Source organism: Bacillus sp. COPE52 (assembly GCF_003355115.1).
GTDB lineage: Bacteria > Bacillota > Bacilli > Bacillales > Bacillaceae_G > Bacillus_A > Bacillus_A toyonensis.
Window position 1 is genome coordinate 455,890 of the sequence record NZ_CP031292.1, and the last position, 23,664, is coordinate 479,553.

At 33.7% G+C, this 23,664-nt stretch carries 11 protein-coding genes and 8 pseudogenes; 11 read left to right on the plus strand and 8 right to left on the minus strand.

What is annotated here, in order from left to right; translation table 11 throughout:
• The 9 genes and pseudogenes from DPQ31_RS02380 to DPQ31_RS29175 all read left to right on the plus strand — a co-directional run.
• A partial coding sequence (locus DPQ31_RS02380; RefSeq protein ID WP_395933533.1) for a carbohydrate-binding protein occupies window positions 1–198 on the plus strand: 198 nt, incomplete at its 5' end.
• Between the two features lie 284 nt (window positions 199–482).
• A pseudogene (locus tag DPQ31_RS02385) lies at window positions 483–662 on the plus strand (integrase); the annotation flags it as partial.
• Window positions 663–1,214: 552 nt separating this feature from the next.
• Complete coding sequence (locus DPQ31_RS02390) at window positions 1,215–1,913, plus strand: response regulator transcription factor (protein WP_097958911.1); 699 nt, start codon at window positions 1,215–1,217, stop codon at window positions 1,911–1,913.
• A complete protein-coding gene (locus tag DPQ31_RS02395; RefSeq protein ID WP_199634410.1) occupies window positions 1,906–3,012 on the plus strand; it encodes a sensor histidine kinase in 1,107 nt (368 codons plus the stop codon). The genes DPQ31_RS02390 and DPQ31_RS02395 overlap by 8 nt, the downstream gene beginning before the upstream one ends.
• Window positions 3,013–3,094: 82 nt before the next feature.
• A pseudogene (locus DPQ31_RS02400) lies at window positions 3,095–3,955 on the plus strand (D-alanyl-D-alanine carboxypeptidase family protein).
• Window positions 3,956–4,192: 237 nt separating this feature from the next.
• Window positions 4,193–4,357: pseudogene (locus DPQ31_RS29780) on the plus strand (IS4 family transposase); the annotation flags it as partial.
• 229 nt (window positions 4,358–4,586) lie between these two features.
• Window positions 4,587–5,348: an ABC transporter ATP-binding protein gene (locus DPQ31_RS02405; protein WP_097958906.1), complete on the plus strand. Its 762-nt coding sequence runs from the start codon at window positions 4,587–4,589 to the stop codon at window positions 5,346–5,348.
• A 16-nt stretch (window positions 5,349–5,364) separates the two neighbouring features.
• The gene (locus DPQ31_RS02410; RefSeq protein ID WP_208731503.1) at window positions 5,365–7,227 is read left to right on the plus strand and encodes an FtsX-like permease family protein; all 1,863 of its coding nucleotides are present in this window, start codon (window positions 5,365–5,367) and stop codon (window positions 7,225–7,227) included.
• A 161-nt stretch (window positions 7,228–7,388) separates the two neighbouring features.
• Window positions 7,389–7,478: pseudogene (locus tag DPQ31_RS29175) on the plus strand (IS6 family transposase); the annotation flags it as partial.
• Between the two features lie 263 nt (window positions 7,479–7,741).
• On the opposite strand, the gene DPQ31_RS29645 reads toward DPQ31_RS29175, so the two are convergent.
• From DPQ31_RS29645 to DPQ31_RS29190, 8 genes and pseudogenes are all read right to left on the minus strand, one after another.
• Entirely contained in the window at window positions 7,742–8,335 is a 594-nt protein-coding gene (locus tag DPQ31_RS29645; protein WP_307838330.1) for an RICIN domain-containing protein, read from the minus strand.
• Between the two features lie 141 nt (window positions 8,336–8,476).
• Window positions 8,477–9,553 (minus strand): annotated as a pseudogene (locus DPQ31_RS29185) (HBL/NHE enterotoxin family protein); the annotation flags it as partial.
• A 105-nt stretch (window positions 9,554–9,658) separates the two neighbouring features.
• Entirely contained in the window at window positions 9,659–10,861 is a 1,203-nt protein-coding gene (locus tag DPQ31_RS02420) for a non-hemolytic enterotoxin subunit B (RefSeq protein ID WP_199634406.1), read from the minus strand.
• A 54-nt stretch (window positions 10,862–10,915) separates the two neighbouring features.
• Window positions 10,916–12,076: a non-hemolytic enterotoxin subunit A gene (locus DPQ31_RS02425; RefSeq protein ID WP_199634405.1), complete on the minus strand. Its 1,161-nt coding sequence runs from the start codon at window positions 12,074–12,076 to the stop codon at window positions 10,916–10,918.
• Window positions 12,077–13,625: 1,549 nt separating this feature from the next.
• Window positions 13,626–14,253, minus strand: a pseudogene (locus tag DPQ31_RS02430) (IS6 family transposase).
• Window positions 14,254–14,386: 133 nt separating this feature from the next.
• Entirely contained in the window at window positions 14,387–15,430 is a 1,044-nt protein-coding gene (locus DPQ31_RS02435; RefSeq protein WP_097958898.1) for a Fic family protein, read from the minus strand.
• 510 nt (window positions 15,431–15,940) lie between these two features.
• Window positions 15,941–16,281: pseudogene (locus DPQ31_RS02440) on the minus strand (hypothetical protein).
• 137 nt (window positions 16,282–16,418) lie between these two features.
• A pseudogene (locus DPQ31_RS29190) lies at window positions 16,419–16,762 on the minus strand (group II intron reverse transcriptase/maturase); the annotation flags it as partial.
• A gap of 1,076 nt (window positions 16,763–17,838) precedes the next feature.
• Here DPQ31_RS29190 and DPQ31_RS02445 point away from each other — a divergent pair.
• Both DPQ31_RS02445 and DPQ31_RS02450 read left to right on the plus strand, forming a co-directional pair.
• Window positions 17,839–19,092: an MFS transporter gene (locus DPQ31_RS02445; protein WP_208731504.1), complete on the plus strand. Its 1,254-nt coding sequence runs from the start codon at window positions 17,839–17,841 to the stop codon at window positions 19,090–19,092.
• 14 nt (window positions 19,093–19,106) lie between these two features.
• The gene (locus DPQ31_RS02450; protein WP_208731505.1) at window positions 19,107–23,663 is read left to right on the plus strand and encodes a non-ribosomal peptide synthetase; all 4,557 of its coding nucleotides are present in this window, start codon (window positions 19,107–19,109) and stop codon (window positions 23,661–23,663) included.
• Window position 23,664: the final 1 nt, after the last annotated feature.

The window sequence follows — 23,664 nt, forward strand, 5'->3', positions numbered from 1 at the left end:
TCAATTCAAAGTAACATTCTTCCGGTAAAAACAAAAGATCAAAATACATCTTATGAGAAATGGGATCCAAAGAAGGCGTATACAAAGGGAGACAAAGTAGAACATCAAGGGAAAGTGTATGAAGCTATTCAAAATCATCAAGGAAATGGTGACCCAAATTGGATATTCGCTTTGGCATTATGGAATCCACTGAAATAGGGGGCTGATGGCATTCCACAAAACTTAAGAACGGAGACAAAATAAATTGATGGACATGTATGGTGACCCAATTTAGAGTATTTAATGAATCGGTGTTTTTTTAAAATGTATTATTGTAACAATTACACCATCTAAAATTAAAATACAAGTTTATGCCATAATTCACGAATAAACAAATTTCAGATTCCTAAGAAATTACATTTTCTCAATACCTATTTTTTCTATTATTTATATATTTTAGTTAGGTTACGGTAGTAATCTAACTAAAATATATTAAGCAAAGAGTTGAATCTTTAGGAACTTATACCATGCGTAAAACATTTGGATATTGGTTTTGCAAGCAAACAAAAGATATTGATATGTTACAAGAGATATTGAATCATAGTACACCACAAATTACACTAAGATACATTGGTATTAATAAAGAAGAAAAAGATAATGTACTAGATACATTGAGAATCTAATTTAAACTAGATTCTTTTTTATTTATGGAAGCGTCAAATATTCCCCATCTACTATTTGTAAATAACCCATAAGTTAATCTCCTTACATACTACATGTGGATTCTTTTTTGCATAAACAGTTAAATAATGGGGTTATAGAAGTTGTAGCGACATTTCAGTTCACTCATACACATAAGGCGACTAAATCTTTTACTTGATACTTACTGGTCCGTTACACAAAACTAATATTTTTAGCAAAATCTCGTTAGATATAGAAACAGACAGATAAAAAAATGCCATCCTTTCTAATTTAGCTTGTATAGAAAAAATAAAGATTTTCAAGTGATTTTGGGTATTAAAATAGCTTAAGCTAAAGGGCATTTATGATGAAATCACTAACTGGAAGTTAGATTCCCTAGTACTATGATCTAGTTTTACACGTATCTCAACTGAATCTCCCTATTATACAAGCAGAGTGGACTATTATAAAATCAGGTGTATGAAAATATATAATGAGCAAATTTTTTAGAACGCCAATAGAATAGAAACGAAATGATATAGGAGCAGGGTAAAATGAATCGAATTTCAATTTTAATAACTGATGACGAAGCGGAAATTGCTGATTTAATTGCGATACATTTAGAAAAAGAAGGGTATCATGTTGTGAAAGCGGCTGATGGGGAAGAGGCGATTCGAGTTATTCAGTCTCAGTCAATCGACTTAGTTGTGTTAGATATTATGATGCCAAAAATGGATGGATATGAAGTGACAAGGCAGATTCGTGCGAAACATCATATGCCAATCATTTTCTTAAGTGCGAAAACGTCTGATTTTGACAAAGTGACAGGTCTTGTACTAGGCGCGGACGATTATATGACGAAACCTTTCACCCCAATTGAATTAGTTGCGCGTGTAAATGCACAACTACGCCGATTTCTTACGTTAAATCAGCCGAAAGTAGTGGAGAATAAATCCGCTTTAGAAGTAGGCGGAGTTGTTATTGACCGTGAGCAAAGATCAGTAAATGTGTACGGAGAACAAATTGGGTTAACGCCAAAGGAATTTGATATTTTATACTTATTAGCGAGTCATCCGAAGAAAGTGTGCAGTGTGGAAAATATATTTCAGCAAGTATGGGCAGATGATTATTATGAAGGTGGGAATACAGTTATGGTACACATTCGTACGTTGCGGAAGAAGCTTGGGGAAGATAAAAGAAAGAATAAGTTAATAAAAACAGTTTGGGGGGTAGGGTATACTTTCAATGGCTAAAAAGATGAGAGGTTTTCGTTCAGAGATGGTTATGCTATTTGCGTTAAGCATGATATTAGCTGCTGGCGTAACGTATATGATGTATGAGGGATTACGGCTCTATTATAAATTAGCAGTTCGTTATGAGGATCCCTTAGCTCAAGTTCGTTCAATGATAAGGAAAATTGGGGATATTAATTTCTTTTTAATTATACTTATCCCTCTATCCATTATGTTTTTCTTCTTCCTTACTAGACCGTATTTAAAATATTTTGATGAGATTTCTAATGGGATTCATCATCTTGCAAACGGTGATTTTACAAATCAAGTTCGTGTTTCATCCAATGATGAGTTTGGTTATATCGCCCGCGAAATTAATGTAGCGAGTGAGAAATTAAAAGAAGCAGTTGAACGAGGAGATTTTGCGGAAAATAGTAAGGATCAGCTTATTGTTAACTTAGCTCACGATTTAAGAACGCCGTTAACATCCGTTTTAGGTTATTTAGATTTAATTCTTAAAGATGAGAATTTGACGAAGGAACAAACAAAACATTTTTCCACAATTGCTTTTACGAAATCCGAAAGACTGGAAAATTTGATTGATGAATTATTTGAAATTACGAGAATGAATTATGGGATGTTGCAGCTTGAAAAATGGCCGATTGATATAAGTGAATTGATTATACAGTTAGATGAAGAATTGTATCCGTTATTAGAAAAAAAGAAATTAGAGGCGAGATTGAATATGGATCCTCATTTACCTATTAACGGTGACGGGAATTTATTAGCCCGAGTATTTGAAAATCTTTTAACGAATGCGATTCGCTATGGGTATGATGGAAAGTTTGTTGATGTGAACGGATATATTGAGAGTGATCAGGTAGTTGTACAAATTATAAATTACGGAGGTAGCATTCCAGAAGAGGATTTACCGTATCTTTTTGATGTGTTTTATACAGGTGATAAAGCTAGAACGGAGCAGAAAGGTGGTACAGGTCTTGGGTTATTTATTGCAAAAAATATTGTCGAGCAGCATAATGGTACGATTTCTGCTGAAAGCAATGTAATTAGAACAACATTTGAAGTGAGATTGCCAAAAGAGGAGAGCAAAGCAATTTAATAAAAATTTAAACTTTACCCCACTTTTTATTTTAATAGTTTTTTGTATTCTATACGTAAGTTGCGTTAAGGAGGAACTAGAAATGAAAAAGTGGGTATTTATTTTTTTTTTTATATTATGTATAGTCTGCGTAGGCTTTTATATATCACCATTATTTCAAAAGGAGATCGATGTTAAAATTGCAGAAAAAGATGATAAGGAAAAAGCTGCAAATACTAAAAAGATAGAGGTTACAGAAGAACAAATTTATAAAGGGGATTTATTATTAGTTAACAAAGATTATTCAGCTAAGAAAGATAGTGTTAGGTCTGATATTATAAATGTAGCTCAAAATAGTGAATTAGTAAGAGGCTATGGTGTATTGGATAGAAATATTCGCTTATCAAAGGATATTGTGAAAAAGTTTTTGAACGTTATAGATGCAGCAGGAAAAGAAGGTGTTAATTATTTTTTGATTAGTAGTGGCTATCGGGATTTTCAAGAGCAAAGACAGCTATATGAAGAAATGGGCTCTGATTATGCACTCTCACCAGGATATAGTGAACATAATTTAGGGTTATCACTGGACGTTGGATCAACTCAAGATAAAATGGAGAAAGCTCCTGAAGGAAAATGGATTGAAGAAAATGTGTGGAAGCACGGTTTTGTGTTACGCTACCCCAAAAATAAAAGTAACATTACAGGCATTCAATATGAGCCATGGCATATACGTTACGTCGGTTTGCCTCATAGCGCAATCATGTAAGAAAAGAAATTTACTTTAGAAGAATACTTAGATTTCTTGAAGGAAAAAAAGGAGATTTCAACTAATGTTGAGGGGAAAGAGTATAAAGTTTCTTATTATAAATTTTCAAACAATACGACCATTAGTGTCCCGATAAATCAGCATTATGAAATTTCAGGGAACAATATGGACGGAGTAATTGTGACGGTTCATCAATAGTAGTTTATAATTTATAAATTAAGCCGATATCATTAACTTTAAAACATTTGAGTGGTAAGGCTTTTTTATTTTATCTTTAGACATAAAAACTTTATGACGAAGTAGAGAGGATTCTTAAGTTGATGGGCATGCGGCACTATATCATTTCGGAAAAATCGTACGTTTAGACATAATTTTGACACATTTAACCCGTTCCCTGTACGTTAAGGAACGGGTTATTTATTTTATCGATTTTTTATAGGATTTTGGATCAGGCAACGAATAGCAAGCGCTCCAACTCCATACAGCACTGGTACTGTACTCAGCCCTGAGGGCTTAAACAAACGCTTAAATACAAAGGCTTTTTTGTTTTTACAAGGTATTTTTTCTTCATTGTTACAACAAAAATGCTGTGAACAAACACAGACTTTAACATTTAAAATAAATATATTTATGCGTTTCAATAAATTGGAATACCCTCTAAAAAAACTTTAGATAAAGTTTTTTTCTTTCTATCTTATATACCACAGAACTCATTACCGAATGAATGGATTCTTACGAAAATGTAAGGTTACTGTTATATAAATCAATTGCAGTTCATCTCCCAAAAACGCAAAATAGGTAATGGAAAAACAAATGTAGGAGGATATATATGACGAAACCAGTTGTGGACGTGAAAAACGTTCAAAAAGTATATGGTAAAAAAGGTGAGAACCAATCACACGCATTAAAAGGTGTTTCATTCTCAATTCAAGAAGGTGAGTTCGTTGGTATTATGGGACCTTCTGGTTCTGGTAAAACAACATTGTTAAATGTAATTTCAACGCTTGATAAGGCGACAGGCGGCGTTGTTGAAATTGCCGGAACGGATATTACGAAAATGAAGCAAGGTGAGCTTTCTGATTTCCGTTCGCAAAAGTTAGGATTCATTTTCCAAGACTTTAATTTATTAGAGAACTTATCTATTTACGAAAACATCGCACTTCCGCTTTCACTTCAAGGTGTCCCATCACGAAATATTGGACCAAAAGTAGAAAAAGTAGCTGATATGTTAGGCATTTCAGCAATACTTCAAAAGTATCCATCTGAAGTATCTGGTGGACAAAAACAACGTTCAGCAGCAGCGCGCGCTTTAGTCCATGAACCAGCAATTATTTTAGGGGACGAGCCAACAGGAGCTCTTGATTCTAAAAATGCAACGAGTTTACTGGATGCAATGACAAACTTAAATAAAGAGCAAGGCGTATCTATTATGATGGTTACTCATGATCCATATAGTGCAAGTTACTGTCAGCGTATTTTATTCATTCAAGATGGTGAGCTATATAAAGAAATTTATCGCGTTGGTACACGTGAAGAGTTCTATAAAGAAATTTTAGACGTGCTTGCAAACTTAGGTACACAAAAAGCGTAAGGAAGGAAGTTCAATCATGTTATTTAAGCTTTCCATGTCTGGTCTAAAAAGTAAGTTGCAAGACTATATTGTCTTACTTGTTGGTCTTATCGTATCTATTTCTACTTTTTATATGTTTCAAACGTTATCACTAAATAAAGCGTTCCTTGAATCCAATCCACATGCTGATATGGTTGCAATTGCATTCCAAATCGGTTCCTTTTTATTAGCGATTGTAATGTTTTTCTATATTTTATATGCAAATTCTTTCTTATTATCTCTTCGACAAAAAGAATTTGGTATGTACATGATGTTAGGGGCAAAAAAGCATAAAGTTGCCTTACTTATGTTTATCGAAACAATTGTAATAGGTGCCGCATCTCTTGCAATCGGAATCGCAGTTGGTGTAGGGCTTGCAGAAGGTATTGGTCAGTTATTAATGAAGCAGTTGGAATTTTCTGGTGAAGATTATAAAGCATTTTATATTCCATCTATGACTGTTACTTGCCTCTTTTTCTTTGCACTATTTATAGTATCAGCAATTATGAATAGTATGAAATTATCTCGCATTTCTGTATTACAACTTGTACATGCAGATGCAAAAACAGAGCGTATCGCTGTAAAAGGAAAAATGACAGGTGTAGTTGCATTTCTTGGTCTGATTTTGCTAGGTATTGGGTATGCATCACTGATCCATATAGCATATTTACAGGAAAAAGAGCTATTAACCGTACCTAAATTCATGGGTATTGGATTAATCACAGCAACAGTCGGTACTTACATGTTATTTGGATCACTTCTCCCAGTTATGCTCAACAAGATAAAGAGTAATAAAAAACGTCGTGAAAAAGGGCTGAATGCTTTTACTTTTGCACAATTGAATTTCCGAATTAATAGCTTAACACGGGTGCTTGCAACGGTAGCAATCCTAGTGGCTCTTGGCGCTGGTGGGATTGCGTGTGGTATGGCATTTAAAAATAACGTTCTAAAGACGACTGATAAAGAAAAAGTTTACGATTCAGTCGTTCATAATCCAACAGCGGAAGAAAAGAAAATTTTGAGTGGCATCTTATTTCAGGAGAAGTTTGAATATCGCTACAAAGTAGATAATCAGTATGTGTATTATATAAAAGAAGATGTAGAGAAAAATCGTCCTTTAGCACAAGATAGTGACAATAGGAAGATGACGAAAGTTTCAGAAGAATTTCCCAAGGATGCATTTACATTGCCAAAACAACTGTATAAACTGTATAACGATGATACGAAAACAAAACAATGGAAAGAAGCTTTCTTCACAATCCAGCCAACTTATATGTATCCTGATCATGAAATAAAAATTATAGACCAAAGCATATACGATAGTATGAAGTATAAAGAAAATACTGTTTTTATTGGAAAAACAGATGATTTTGGAGCACATTTGAAAGAATGGAAAAAACTTGATGAATTACAGGTAGCGAAATATAAAAATGTGAAAGCGGAAGAATTAGGTAGTACGTATCAAATGTATAATCTGAGTCATAGTATGGCCAGTGGATTCATGTTCATGGGCTTCTTCGTTGGAATTGCGTTCTTAGCAATGATGGCAAGTTGCCTAATGTTTAAAATTCTATCTGGTGCATCGAAAGACAGCACACGTTATCAAATGCTTCGTAAAATCGGTGTCCGCCAGGGGTTATTAACACAATCGATTTATAAAGAGTTATTCTTCATATTCTTAGTACCGGCAATTGTGGGTATTGCTCATATATTAGTTGGTATGAACATGTTCGGTCCGCTTTTGATTGATCCGTATTTCCGAATTTGGTTGCCACTTGTCATTTTCGTAGTGATTTACTTAATTTACTACTTGATTACAGTTCAATTGTATAAAAGAATTGTACTTCCGAAAGAAAAATAGTTTTACAAAACATACAAAATGTTAAACTGGGGTACAGAAACGATTCAAGGAATAACCCGCCACACCTGAAAGTTTCCAATTTGGGCGGGTATTTTTTATTATGTTTTGTCTTGTAGTATTCTATATAAAGCAGCTCTTGAAACATTGGTAATTTCACAAATATGGTCAAAAAAGGACAAACTCTCCAAGGGGGGAAGCCTGTCCAAAGGCAGATATATCTTATCAATGAACTCTTTGGTTTAACAGCATAACGTTCAATACCGTTAGGAATCTTTTACCCTTCTTTCATATTCCACTATTTTTGCAACAGAATCTAAAAAACGGCACCCTTTCTCATTTATATTATTAAGAAAGAATAACGCCTTTTTTAAAAATTCTTAAGTTGATGGGCATGCAGCTGTATCCCAACATTCGTTAGAATAGAAAAGAGGCATCTTTCCGAAGTAGGAGAGATGCCCTATTTTACAACAATTGAAATTCAAGATGAAATTTTTTTCTACCAGAATCCTATAATTTAATTTAGTCTCTGTAATTTAAATTTTTGATTATTACTAGCTGTAAATGGATATACTATAACATTTGTTCCATCCTTAGTACCAGAACCAGTTACATCTAAATACCTAGAGTTTTTCTTATTTTTTAAATAAAAATATCCATTTCCTGCATCTTCAACTATCCAATAATGCTCTTCATAGTATTGGTTAGGTGTAGCAAAAACATTGTTAGAACCTTGATAGTCATTCCAAGCTAATATTAAATTTTGATTTGTTACACTTTTAATTTGATAGGCCTTTTTATTTGAATCATATACTAACTTCCATTTTTGATGATTACCGCCGTTATTGCTCCATAAGGTAACATTATTCGTTGATCGATCCATATCTATAACGCTACTATTATTTAACGCAGAAAATAGTTGATAGGTACCATTCAAATTAGCTCCAGGAATGTTTTCTCCTACTTCTTTATATATGACATAATCCATTCCATTGACCGTTGCTATTACCGCATATTGGTCTTTTAAGTTTAATGGAAGCTGGTCAATCCACATGCTTGCATTTGGTCCTCCGCTCCACATATTATGAGTAGTCCGTTTTGTTAAATTCATAACTTTATAGGACGCATTTGGTGCATTTGCTCCCGTTCTTATTTCAAATGTATAGGCATTGTGTATCGGTTTATAGAAATATTGAACACTTGACGGACGAAGTCGATCTATCAGATCCTGCTCTTCTTTCTCCGCAATTTTCACCGATTCATATAATTTATCAGCATAATTCTTAAGATCTTGCCAGCTATCTTTTGCTGTATTAAGATCTGCTTTTATAAAAGCAAATTCTTCTGGGCTAATGAATGAGATATTTTTTACTAAATTATTATATTTTGCTGCTACAGTATCCCAACTATTAGACATTTTCTGTATAGAAGTAATAGCTGTGTCAATTGTTTCCGCCATATTCGTAGTCTTATTTTTTGCATCAGTTATAATAGCTATTTCTGCTTGTGCCCCAGAAATTTGTGCCTTTAAAATTTCTATTTCTCGCTCAGCAGATGCAATATTACTTTTTGCTGTTGCAATCAGCGGTCCACCAATGATACACGTTATTAACGTCGCGCAAAGTACTGAACCTGCAATAATTTGATCATTGCTTTTTTTGATAGACTCATTATACCCATTAATTCGCTGTTCTAAATACGGAATACCTGCAGTTGTACTAGCTAAAATAGTCGTTAATTGATTTGTATCTTGTTTAAAGTTTTGCGTATCTGCTGTCATTTTAGTTCGGAATGTTTTCAGCTGTTCCAATAGCTCGTTAACTTCACTTTTATTAGTCAATATACTTTGATACAATTTATCGAGCTCAGTTTTCAATTTTTCAGTATCTTTTTGATCTATTGCATCTAGTAAAATACTATAGTGTGTTTGAAATGTATCATTATAATTTACAATGTTTTGATTCGTATTCATAATACGTGGTTTAAGATTATCTAACCAATAGGTCGCGTTTTTTTTTGCATCGTCCTGGTGCTTCAACATGTTTGCTCGTAAATAACTATTAAGAGAACTTATACCACTAAGGTCTGTCTCTTGTTGATTGCGTATTGTTTTGGCATATGAATCCATAACAAGTACATTAGACATTGCTGGTGCTAGTACATCTTGAAAGCCCTCAGGACCAAGTGAATAATTATGAATGGTTTCTTGCGATATAGTTGTATGGACTTTTTGTTCTGCCGCGAAAGTATGAAGTGGTACTATATTACTTGTTACCATTCCAGCAATCATCATTGATAATAGGAATTTCTTGTACAATTTCTTATTCATATTATCCCACCTACGCTTTTTAAGAATTCGTATCTTTTAGTGAGCATTGAGGAAGTTCCCTGCTCAAGTTTGAACAGGGAACCCTTATCACATAATATCAATTGATTATTTTGTATCTACTAATTTAATATCAGTTTCATAAAGATTTGCAGCAGTATCTCTAACTTCTTTCCAACTATCTTTAGCCACATCGAGATCCTCTTTTATGAAAAATAGATCGTTAGGGTCCATAACTGCAATATTTTTAAGTAAAGATTTATATTTTGATCCAACTACATCCCATTTGGTTGAAAGATTTTGTAGTGCAGTAATTGCTATATCAATAGTCTCTGTTAAGGATTCAGTTTGCTCTTTTAGATTGGTTAAACCAGCTACTTCTAATTGAGCCTGGGTTATTTGTCCTGTTATATTCTTAATCTCTTCCTGAGCCTTATCCATCTCTTGCTTTGCTATAACAATTCCCGCTATACCTCCTGCTGTTGCTCCTAAACCACCTACAATGAACACCACTCCTAGTTTAGCTCCTAAACCAGTACCAATTAGAACTGCTCCGCCTATAATAGCAAGTGGGCCTAGAGCCGTTGCAACTGCTGAGGCAATAAGCAGTTTATTATATTCAGCAATTGTAGCATGATACGTTGTGAGTTGATTTTGCAACAGCGGAATTCCAGCATCTTGACTTGCTAAAATAGACGTTATTTGAGTTGCATCTTGTTTAAAGTTTTGCGTATCTGTTGCCATTTTCTTTCGGAATTCTCGCAGTTCTCCTAATAATTCGTCCACATCCGCCTTATTTGCTACAACATCATTATTTAGCCTTGTAAGTCCATTTGATAATGTTTCCTTGTCCTTATTGTTTACAGCTTCGATTAACGTATTATAGTAATTTTGAAATTTAGTATTATAATTAATAATGTTTTGATTCGTTGAAATCATTTGCGGTTTAAGTTTATCTAACCATTGCCCTGCATTTATTCTGGCAATATTTTGATCATTAATTATTTTCGTTCGTAAAGATGTATCAATTGAATTGAGCCCATTGAAATCAGCATTTGCTTGTTTAATGATTGTGAGAGCATAAAGGTCCATTACTAAAGCATTTGACCCTGTATTTGTTATTGCCTCTTTAAGACCCTCTGGTCCTAATGAATAATCCGGGTAATCGTCCGTTGTACCTGTTTTAGCGTGAATAGGAGTTGATTTAGCCGTGCTTTCCGCTGCAGAAGCATATGTTGGCATGATACTACCTGCTGCCATTACCGTTATTAATGCGGATAAAGCCATTACTTTATAAGGCTTTTTTGTCATTTTTGTCTTCTCCTTTAACTTTCAGTATAGTCATATTTCACTCTTTGCTTAAACTTAATTGATTGTTACATTTGAAATGAAATTTTCAAACTTTTTTGTTTGCAAATACAGTTCATCACTGAATTCTTTGAGCTGAATTAATTGATTTTGTAATCCAACACTATCCATGTGTGCCCCTACACTCAGATTGAGTTGGATTTGGATCATTGTATCATTTAGCGCTTTCCAATCATTCATCAAATATTCAAAAGTAGTAATTTGCCTCTTAATCATCTCAGTAAAACCATTCATTTGATCCTCAATAAATGTCATTTCAGTCACTTGAATTTGGGTTTCTGCTAACTGCTGAATTAGTGGTAGTAATTCTTTTTGTTTCTGCTCAATGATCCTAGCAGAAGCAGCTGTTTGGCTGTCGAAAAGATCTAAAATTCCACCACCAAGAGATGAAATAGAGATAAAATCTATAGTTTGAGTCTGAGCTGCTCCGCCCGCAATCGTAAAGACTTGCTTCCCAATATTTATAACGCCGTTACGAACTTCATTTGGTCTATTTAAAATTTTTGCGAGCTCTACCAGTATCTCTTCTTGAAGTCTTTTAATATCAGCTCTTAGCTGTGTAACAGTTCCATCTGACCCCTCTAGGGATTGAATTGCTATTTTTGCTTTTTCAGAAAACCCTTTGTTATCTTGAAGCAATAAATCATTAAAACGATTTAGCTGCAATAAGGTTTGGTTCATACTATCTTGGATAGTTTGTACGTCCTTTTGTAGTCTATTAAAAGCATTTACAAAACTCACTTTTGTTTCCGCATCTGTATTTACCGTTTCTGCTAAATCATATAATGTACCATAATAACCATTGAATCTTGTACTAAAACGCTGCATATCTTGATTTAAATCAACTAACTTAGGATTATATTCATCTAACCATTCGCGAACATGATTTTTTACAAATTCTTGGTGATTCGTTAAACTGCTCATACCAGTCCCTTTAATGGTTGGTTGCTGTAAAATAATTAATCCATATGCTTGCGCTAAAGGTGATTGTGAACCTAACGTTCTAATTGAATGTGATAATGTATTCGCATTTTTGACATTTTGTACATATGTGGGCTCTGATTTAGACTGCACCCTCTCCGCATAAGCACTTACATAGTTGGAAGGACTTGCTAATATTGCTGTAACCATTAATCCTGTAACTAAAGTTTTTTTCACTTGAACTCCTCCTTTTCTTATTTTTTAAAGAGAGATTCTAGATTAAGTCTGTTACAATTACTATTTTTATAAAGGAAATAGCAATAGATATTAACTAGATTCTTTCTTATTCTCCTTTTTCAGGGGATGGAAAAAGATACCCCCTATTAGAATATATAAACGTCAGAAAATACGCAATTTTATGATTAATTACCCACTATAAGACAATAGTGACTAGTTTTTTTATGTTTTGTTATATATATACCATTTGAAATATATATATTTTTTTTGGTAATGTCATATTTATAATAAAAAGATATATATGAATTAAGAAATCCAACGTTAATTGTCATAAATTCTACAATATTTTTGAATGTGCTTATCTTTCCAAAATGTAAAAATAAATACTCTTAAATTATGTTGGGGAATAAAATTTAACCTGTGACCAATTTTTACACGTATCTAAGCTTGTACCCCGTGCCATATTGGGAAAATTATACACTCGGACACAATTTGGACACATTTTAAGCGTTTTCTGTACATTAAGAGACATCTGTCCAGAAAATCTATGTTTATGGACAGGCGATAAAACTCAATAATATCAACGTTTTTTAGCTATAATCGTGTTCATAAAGTGTGTATATAAATCAGTGTTCAATTAAACTTAGTATTTTATCTTTATGAACATATACTCATCTAAAAAAACACTGTAATGATAAAGGTTTGTAATCCTTAACGTACAATTTTCCCGAAATAGTATGGTGAGGTCTAAAAGCAAAATAAAATTGTCAAAAGATGATACCAATTTGATACTATCCAATATTGATATCGAGAATGAAAATAATTTAAGAAGCTAAAAAAACAATATGCAGAAATTTTTATCAATTTGTAAATAAACAACAAAAATAAAAGAGAATAAGGCGCATATAATTCTAATGGAATTGTTGCATTAGAAATGGATAAAAACGTTTCTTCATCATCTTTACCAAATTGTGAGAATTGGGATTGTATCGTTAACAAAATATTATCAGCTGGTAATGCATATATTTGAATGCGCGTTTCTTTTCCAGACCAATCAAATATCTTTTTTTGAGTAATAGGGTCAGTATGTTGAAGTTTTAGAGATTACTTACACATCTATTAAAATTTTTGCACCAGAACCATACAATGTAATTGAAGCAATCCAGGAAACGAAAGATGGGGGGGGGGGAATAGTCAATATTCAGTAAATTGTCTGCTTTTGTATGGAAGAAGAACGTCGGTTGGCATATGCCAACATGTTTGCTATCATTTACTTGTACAGATTGCTCTTCGAAAACTGAAGATATGAGGTTGGTTGCAGAAAAACGCTCCAACCGTAAAATCTTCAACGTTCTATCGCCCCATGCTTGCCGAAGTTGTGAAAACCAAGCTAAAGTAGGGAGTGTGGTGCGTCAATGTACAAGATACTTGTGTTCTCACCGTAGGGACTACGGGTAGAGCCTGCTAAGATAACCGGTGGATACATCGGTTATCTTAGCAGGAATCTCCCACTTCAAAAAGTCCGTAAGGACGTTAAGTGGTGAGTAGTTCAAACAATCGTTAGTAATTGATATAGTTCATTATACGTCGAAAAAAACGAAGTTTGGTTGTTGCAAACTTCGTTTTCGTGTATCTAGAGCATGAACTGTTTCAACGTCTTTTTACATGTCTATAGTCTTGTTCGACGAGATTGTTCAAATGTTTGACTGTGCAATGAGTTGTTTATAAAAACCTTGTACTTTTAATTTGTTAAATGCGCAAAGTAGTACTGGGGCCTTGTCTGTTTTGAGAACCGTTGGCTCTCCAAAAGCCTTCACCAATCTTTTCATAAAGGCATAGGCTGTCTGATGATCTCTAGTTTTTTGAAGTTGAATATCCAATATACATCCATTATTAAAGATTTTATGATATAAATAACAACATTTTCCTTTCACTTTTATATAAATCGCATCTAATTTCTAGAATGATTGAATCTTTCTATTTTTCTTCTTCCAGATTTGATAGATCAAATTACCATATTCATGGACCCAACGCATAATCGTTTTTGGATGAATATGAAATCTTCAGATTCTTTGAGGACCTCAGATACACCTCGATAACTAAAAAAACAAAAGTAATAGCCAACGGCTATCACAAAACTATCTTTCTTGAATTGTATTACCTTTCAAATATCCTATCTGTGATTTTTCTCATTTTCTTTTCTGAAAGTGATCTATTACTCAGGATTTAAGCCTCCTTTGAACTATATGGTCATAAATGAATTACATTTTTCTTTGGCCGATAAATTTTTGATAATCGTAAAAAAAGGAATTAAACCCGTGTCCATTGAGCATTTCTTCCTCGTGAAGCTAGCTTTATAAGACCAAGAGACTGGAAGGAAGCTAATGCTTTACTGATTGTACTTTCGGCAATATCTGGATAAACGTCACGAATATTTTCTTTAGTAAAAGGTTTTTTTTGCCTAATTATATAATTTTTAATTCGCTCAATTTTAGTATCCCTACATATAGAATCCTGAACTGTTAGATGCAAATCCTGATATGCTTCTAATATAATTGTTAAGAATATTTTTATCCAAAAACTAATATTATGCCCACGACAGTACCAATTAACTGAAGATTTAAAGATTGAATCATAGTATTTTGATTCATGTTTCTTTATATATTTATCTAAACATACATACCTTATAAATGTATGTTCACTCTTCATTAATAGTAATTGTATCAATATGAATGCGAGTCTTCGATTTCCCTGGTCAAAAGGGAGAATACAATAAAAATTCAATATAAATTGAGCTATTAATATAAGTGAATGAAACTCCTTATTCTTCACTAATGTATTATATTGCTCACATAATAGTTTTACAGATTGGGGAATAAGTTCCCGAGCTACTGGACGATAGCTACTGGAATGCATCCCATATTCAGGAACACCTGGGACAATAAATTGTTTTTTACGCCACATTGCACAGTCAGAAGTAATATAATGGATTAATTGAAAATGTAATTCTTGTATTGTCTCTGAGTTAACGGGTAGATTATGGAACTTTTTTTGCACAAGAGACATTGCTTGATAATAACAATATACGGCATCTTCTTCTATTGTTTTGGGTAACATTTCGTTCAAAATCAGTTCTTTTAACCTTTTATTCGGAACGTTTATATCCATAAAAACAGTATTAAAGTTTTTTATGTAATGAAGGGGGATAGTTTTCTCCAAATTATTGAATATATCAGGGTTTCTGTCTTGATAAGCGGATATTTTTCCTTTGTATTCACTAATTTCACTTATTAAACTTACCAGGTCTCTTTGTAGCTCTATATCTAAGTATTTCTCCTCAAAAAAATCTCTCATTTAATACCTCCATTGATTATTGAGTGTTGCTACATAAATTAATCTACTCTAAAAATATTTTACAATAATTTTTTACGATATTACTACTGAGGGTGTTGCAAAACTCATAAATATCCAATCTTTTTATATAGATAGGCTCTCATACAAGAAAAGCATGCGAGCCTATCTATAATCGGGAACTACCTTTCATTATTATAAAGAAAAAATCCATATACAACCAATAAGTTTTTCTATATTAAAACGCTACATTTTTTATATTTTATAGTAAGATTAGTGATTGAGGGTACAATTTTTCAAGAGAAAAAGGCAAACAATATAAATACTTTCTGAAAGTGATCAATTCAAGTTCAACAAAAAGCATTTGTTATTCTATAGCAAATGCTTTTTTACAAATTAAACACTTTTTTATAACATAAAAAAGGAATTGAGTGGCTAGAATCAATTCCTTTGGTGAAGCTATTTGTCAACGAACACCAGGTAAAAGAATCCTTCGTTAAACGTTGGATTCTTTTACTTTGTCTGTAACATGAATTTTAATACTGGATATGCCATTTTTCTTGTTGAACATCCTCGTTTGAGCGCTAATTGTTGTAATAGTTTTTATTGAAATGGTGATATTTCAATTTTTACAAAATGCTGAAAAGCATGAGATTACATTACAGATATACCCTCTTTATAGATATAGTCTAAGCCCTCTATTACTAACTCCGATGCGGTTTGATTTAGATTTTCGTTATACAATGCGAACTCTTCCAGTCTTCAAACAAATGTGGTTCTAATGAAATAAATAACTTTTTATTTTTTTTTCGAAGCTTATGTTTTTGACCTTTCCAGTAATTTTGCTCTTGCATAACTGCATGATTGTCGATAGGTAAGTCTTTGAGGTTATTTCTAACTTTTCCCCCGATCCGCACAGTACGTGCCACTTTCATGGCATACCGCGCTCCATCTATATTGTAGTTTTCTTCTCACCCAATAATGATAAGTTCTAAGTAAACAACGCTAGTTTTTCGTTATTTGTTTCCACTTCAGTTTGTGATTTTATACAGATTTCCTCGTTTTTAACTAGTTTTCGCAATTTGTTGAGTTTGTTTAACTGTTCCTCGTTAAGTTGTAGCTCAAAGAATAGTTGGTTAATGATTTCAACTTTGGTTGCCCCAATTAGTCTGTAAATACTCGATTTAACAATTGTAAGGTTTTTGTAGCTATCATCCTTTGTTTCATTCCATAATTGCTTGTGACAACAATGGATGTCCCACAGGGTAGAAGTTTCTCCCCAGTTACACTACATCTGCCTTTTTGAGCGACGTATAGGGAGATTCGAGGTACATTTAATTTCTTAAGTTGATAACGATGTGGTGGGACCCCATCGCCATCAAGCTAAGAAAACAGATTAACCCCAAAACAAAAAAATCCTTCGCATAATATGTGAGAGAAAAGGAGAGATAAAGGTATTTTAACCTTATCTCTCCTTTTCTATATTAATTTATTTTCAGGTAAAAAGTTGATTAGTTATTACTATTTATAAGAACGTGAAGAAGTGTTGATGCCGGTTGGAACAGTGGTAAAGGTTGAGGGGGGAATCCAAGGAAATATCAGAGATGTGCATGATGATTTGGCGCAGGGTTATTAATCTATCTTCTATGAAATCGTGGGATTATATAAACATTTATTATCTTGGAGATTTTAAAATAAAACCTATCTAATTATAGAAGTGATTTGAACGTAAGGAAATTGTAAGAAAAGGATAAGAAAAAAGAAATTTTTATTGTATAGGATACAAATATAGAGAAGAGTAAAAGAGGGATTTACTATTTGTTAGGATTCAATAGCGTTTGTGAAAATAATATTGAGTAAGATAATTGCAAATTTACCTCGTTTTTTATCTGAATTTTCTAATTTGATTATTTCAACTTTATGAAGATAGTAGCTAGAAAATTTGTGTGATAGTATTTTAAATAGAAAAAAAAGACAATTCTGAAAAGAGGGTGTAATTTGGATGGTTTAACTATTATAAATTTTAGGGTTAGATAGCTATTAATGGATTATTTTCATTGAGTAGAGTTTTAGCTTGTAGAATATGAAAATCAAAGAAAGTTGTTCAGATAAATTAATGAAATATTATCGTTTTTTACTGTGGTTGTAATGACGATATAACTAGAAATCATTTAATTTATCCACGTTTATAGGTGAAAAAGATTATTTAGAGTCAGAAGTGAACGTATAAAAACTAAAAATAAATATATTTGAATGCATAAATAATATCAAAGATATTGAATTTTATAGTTATTGAAGTTTGAATACTATTAAATTTCGGATGGATATATGTAGAGTTATAAATTATGTGCAAAAAAGAGGTATTGTGTACACCAAAACATCCGTTTTAGTAAATTTAAGGAGCACATTTTATGAAAACTACCGATTCAAAAGGCCTATTAGGAAATAGGGTTTATTTACAAGTTTTCTCTGCCTATTCATTGCTTATGCTTGGTGTTTTTATTGATATGTTAGCGATTATGACTATAGTTGGGTTTGAATGGGAAGTAGATCCTACTATGATTGGATTGATTCCTGTTGCATATGCACTTCCTGGAATTATTTTTGGCTCATGGGCAGGTGTTATTGCAGATCGTTTTAGAAAAATTCCAATTATGATGTTCTGTAATTTGATGGTTGGTTTAATAACAATTGCTCTTTTATTTGTACAAAATATCCACTGGCTCTTAGTGGCATTAATGATTCGTTCCATTTTTATTGTTTTCTATTATCCTGCACAACAAACACTAACAAGACAGATTGTATCCCCAGATTTGCTTACTAAAGCAGTAAGTATCAACGGAATAGTAGAGCAGGGTACCAAGATAGTAGGCCCACTTATAGGGGGCATGTTGCTGAGTTGGTTTCAGCCAGAGTTCTGCCTCATTATAAGAGCTATAAGTTGTTTATTAGCTACGTTAGTTCTGATACCCACAATAAAATTCAAAGAAACTATATCGAAAGAACTTGTTGAAAAGCAAAAGCAAAGCACTTGGGCCGCTTGGGTACAAGGGTGGGGCTATGTGTTATCTAATCGGATAATATTATCAACTATGATTTTCGTTACAATAGCCATGGCAGTATTACAATTAGTAGACTCACAATTCCCGACTTTATTTAAGAGCTTATTCCCACATGATAAAAGTAAAATGGGATATATCATTTCTATTATTGGTCTTGGCGGAATACTTGGTGCATTACTAACTCAGAAATTAAAACAATTTCAATATGGTTGGGTAGTATGTGGAGGCATGGTTTTAATGGGAATTGGTTTTGGGGGGATTGGTTTGATAACGCCCGGTACGGTCTTCGTTTTGGCCTATCTGATTAGTTTTATCGCTGGTATTGGAAGTGGGCTGATGCTTGTATCTAATCAAGTCATTTTACAAATAAAATCTGATCAAGATCAAGTAGGAAGAGTATTTGGTATTCAAAGCAGTTTAACAAACGCAGTTCTAATTATTTCTCCTGCTATGAGTGGCCCATTAGTGCATTTGTTTGGAGTAACTCAACTCTATGTTTATGGTGGGATTGGGCTTGTTGTCATTGGAGTAATTGGAGTTTCACTGCAGAAATATTTATGGGCTAAACATAAACACGAACCTATAAGAGCAAATAATTTTTGAAGGGAAGATTTTTTATGACCAATGAGGAATGTTTTCCATTAAGTCACCCGCAGCGAAGAATATGGTATACAGAAGTTATTCATTCTGATAAAGGGATATGTAATTTAAGATTTTTATTTAAACTTCATCGAAAAATGGATTATTCAAAATTAAACCAAGTTGTGAATCGTGTTATCAGTGAAAATGACGGTCTGTGCATTAGATTAAAAGAAAATGGGCATCAGGAACCTAAACAATATTTTATTAAACATGAAGAACAAGAATTTGAGTTTTTCGATTTCAGTAATGTGGAGAATTCAGATTTACTTGAGGAATGGATTGAGCAGAAAACAAAAGAAACGTTTACATTATTTAATTCGAATTTATACTATTTCGCCTTAATAAAATTAAACGATAATGAATGTGCAGTCTTTGGAAATGTTCATCATATTATCATGGATGGTTTATCAATTCAAATATTTACTGAGCAGATTGCAAAACATTATTATGAAATGCATAACGAGACTGAGGAAGGCGAAATTAAAAATTCATATGTTCAATTTCTGGCTAATGAACAAACATACTTGAATAGTAGTCGCTTTCAAAAAGATCAAAAATTCTGGTTAGAGGAATTTAAAACACTTCCATCTGTGACCGGATTGAAGCCCTATAATACGTACCAAGTTAGTACCAAAGCATCACGCGAAACGTTTATATTATCGGAGCATTTGAAGAGAAAAATAGAATTGTTTTCCGAAAATTACAAATTTAGTTTATATACTCTTTTTGTCGCTACTTTCTCGTTGTCCATGTATCGGTGGACTTCATCGCTTGATATTGCATTAGGAATGGCTTACGGCAACCGTATGACTAAAATGGAACGAAAATTGATTGGAATGATGGTGAGTACAGTTCCTTTAAGAATGGATATTGACCCAGAAGAAGAAGTGCTTTCATTTATTGGTAGGGTGTCCAGAAAACAAAGTAAATCATTAAGACATCAGAAATATCCATTTGATTTATTATTAAAGCAGATTAATAAAGAGAATAACAGCAATGTGAGACTTTTCGGAACTACGATTGATTATAGGGATCGTGATGAAAGTGGTGACTCACTATGGATCGCAAACCGTGAAGAGGTACAAGATTTTGCAGTGCATATTGAAAATCTAATTGATATAGACTCTTTACATGTACATATTGATTATCGTGAGGAGCTATTTTCTAAGGAAGAGATAAAACGCTTTTTTAACGTTATGTTAGCGATAATGGAAAACACTTTTGAAAACCCAAAGCAGAAGGTAGCTGAAATCGAAATTATTTCTGATGAAGATAAAAGAAAAAGTTTAGTTGAGTTCAACAATCCTAAGCTGGATTTCCCACCTCGGGAAACTCTTCATGAATTGTTCGAACGACAAGCAATGATTTATCCAAACGCTATTGCAGTTACGTATGAAAAAGAAAAAGTTACTTATAAGGAGCTTAATGAACGTGCAAATCAGTTAGCTCATTATCTGCAGAAAAAGGGAATAGGACCTGATACTTTAGTTGGACTGTGTGTTGAACGTTCTCTCGAAATGATTGTAGGTATTTTAGGGATTTTGAAGGCTGGTGGGGCTTATGTTCCACTTGATCCAACATATCCAGAGCAGCGACTTCAATATATTTTAGAGGATGCAAGCATTCAGTTATTCGTAACGCAAGAAAGTTTAAAAGAATTGAAATGGTTACCAGAAAATGTTGAATCGATTTGCCTGGATCGTGATCAAGAAGAGATTGGGAAAGAAAGTAAGACCTTGCCGGTTTCTAATGTGAATTCCCAAAATCTTGCTTACGTAATCTATACTTCGGGATCAACAGGGAATCCAAAGGGCGTTATGATAGAGCATCACAATGTCATTCGGTTATTTAAATCGACGGATTGTTGGTATCAATTTAATGAAAAAGATACTTGGACGCTTTTTCATTCTTATGCATTTGATTTCTCAGTATGGGAAATTTGGGGAGCTTTATTATATGGTGGAAAATTAGTTGTTGTTCCGTACTGGATTAGTCGATCGCCAAAAGATTTTTATCAATTATTGGTGGAGGAAGAAGTCACAGTTCTAAATCAGACACCTTCCGCATTTCGACAATTAATACGAGTGTGTGAACACGAAGATAAGAATAAAAACTTGCAGCTGCGTTATGTGATATTTGGCGGAGAAGCGTTAGAACCCATTAGCTTGTTACCGTGGTTTCAAAGATATGGGGATAAAGAACCACAGCTAATTAACATGTATGGAATTACAGAAACTACAGTTCATGTTACGTATTATCCAATTACTCTAGATGATGTGCATCATGCTTCGAGAAGTAATATCGGAAAACGGATTCCAGATTTAGAAGTGTATATATTAGATGCTTATCAACAACCTGTTCCTATAGGTGTAGAAGGTGAGCTTTATATTGGCGGGGCAGGGCTTGCACGTGGGTATTTAAATAGACCTGAATTAACAGCAGAGCGCTTTATATCTCATCCATTTAGTAGTGATCCGAAAGCAAGATTATACCGGACAGGAGACTTAGCGAGGTATTTGCCAGATGGGAATCTGGATTATCGTGGAAGAATTGATCATCAGGTTAAAATACGTGGTTTCCGAATTGAGATTGGGGAGATTGAGTCTACTTTAAATGCATATGCATCTATAAAAGAGGCAGTTGTAATTGTAAGAGAGGATCAACCGGGTGATAAACGATTAGTAGCTTATGTTGTAGGAGATGGAAATGTAGGTGCGTGGAGAGAGTATGTTAAAGCGAAACTACCGAGCTATATGGTACCTTCGGGATATGTGACGATGGAAGGCATTCCACTTACAGCTAACGGCAAAGTTGATCGTGAAGCCTTACCTATGCCAGAGGAAAAGCAGATTAATAGTGAATGTGTTGGTCCTCGGAATAGTAATGAACAGATACTGGCTACTATTTGGAAGCAAGTATTAGGTATTAAAAAGGTGGGAATCTATGATAATTTCTTTGAAATTGGTGGCGACTCGATTCTCAGTATTCAAATCATATCTCAAGCAAGTCAAGTAGGGTTAAAACTTACTCCAAAGCAAATGTTTGAATGCCCAACTATTGCCGAGCTTGCACAATTGGCTATAGAAACGCAGGGAGTACAAGCGGAGCAGGGGATTGTAACAGGAGATGTGCCTCTTACTCCAATTCAGTACTGGTTCTTCGAGCGAGAACATCCACATCCAGAGCATTGGAATCAATCAATGCTTTTAAGAGTAAAAGAGAGATTGGATGTGAAGTTACTAGAGGGAGCAATATTAAATTTAATCAAACATCATGATGCTTTACGTTTTCGGTACGAGCAGTTACCAAACGGAACATGGAGGCAGAGAAATGAAGGGACTGATGAGCTGTCAGTACTCCATGTTGTAAAGCGGAACAAAGTTAATGAAAAAGAGTGGAATAAAATAATACAAGAAGAGATGAACATTAATCAAGCTAGTTTCAATTTAGTTACTGGTCCGTTAATGAGAGTAGTTTACTTTGAGGATAACTTGACTGGAAATGATCGAATATTCTGGGTGATTCATCATTTAGTAGTAGATGGAGTATCGTGGAGAATTCTATTGGAAGATTTACAGGTGGTATATAACCAGATGAAACAAGGTCAAGGAATTCGCTTACCTGCGAAAAGTACATCTTTTAAAGAATGGTCTGAACGACTCCAGACATACAGTGATTCGGGTATTTCAAAAGAAGTACAGGATTATTGGAATGAACAAGTAGAAAAAGAAACGATGACAATTCCAATGGACTATCCAATACAAGAAACAACAGAAGAATCGATTGATCAAGTGACGAGGACTTTAGGAGTAGAAGAAACACAAGCATTGTTACACGAAGTTCCAGTCACTCATAAGACAAGGATAAATGAGGTACTATTGGCGGCATTAGGACAAGCTATCGTCGATTGTACAAATCAGCAAACGGTTTCTATTCATCTAGAAGGACACGGGAGAGAAGAGATGATTGAAGGTATTGATTTATCACGGACAGTGGGCTGGTTTACGAGTATTTATCCTGTTCATCTAAATTTTCAAGGAACTAAAACACCAATTGAAGGCTTAAAGGCTGTCAAAGAACAATTGCGTCGAATTCCGAATCACGGAGTAGACTATGGTATTTTACGTTACTTGAATAAAGAAATACTTCCGTTTTATCAGCAAAAGCCTTCAATAAGCTTTAACTATTTGGGCCAATTTGATCAGGTGTTTTCAAAGGAATCTTTGTTTATGCAAGAGGCAGGGTTTACATTTTTAGATCATGCTCCAGATTCCAAGCCATCTCATCTAATTGATGTTATCGGAATGGTGAAAGATGAAAAGTTACATTTTATTTGGATGTATAGTAGAGAACAGTTTTCCAAATTAAAAATTCAAGTAATAGCAGATGGTATGTTGAGGCATCTTCGCCAACTTATAAATAAACCAACAACAGAGTCAGCTTTTACGGTATCAGATTTTGCTGATGCAGAGGATCTTACGGAAGAAAGCTTGAGCAAAGTATTACTTAAATTAACAAAGAAGAGGGTGTAAA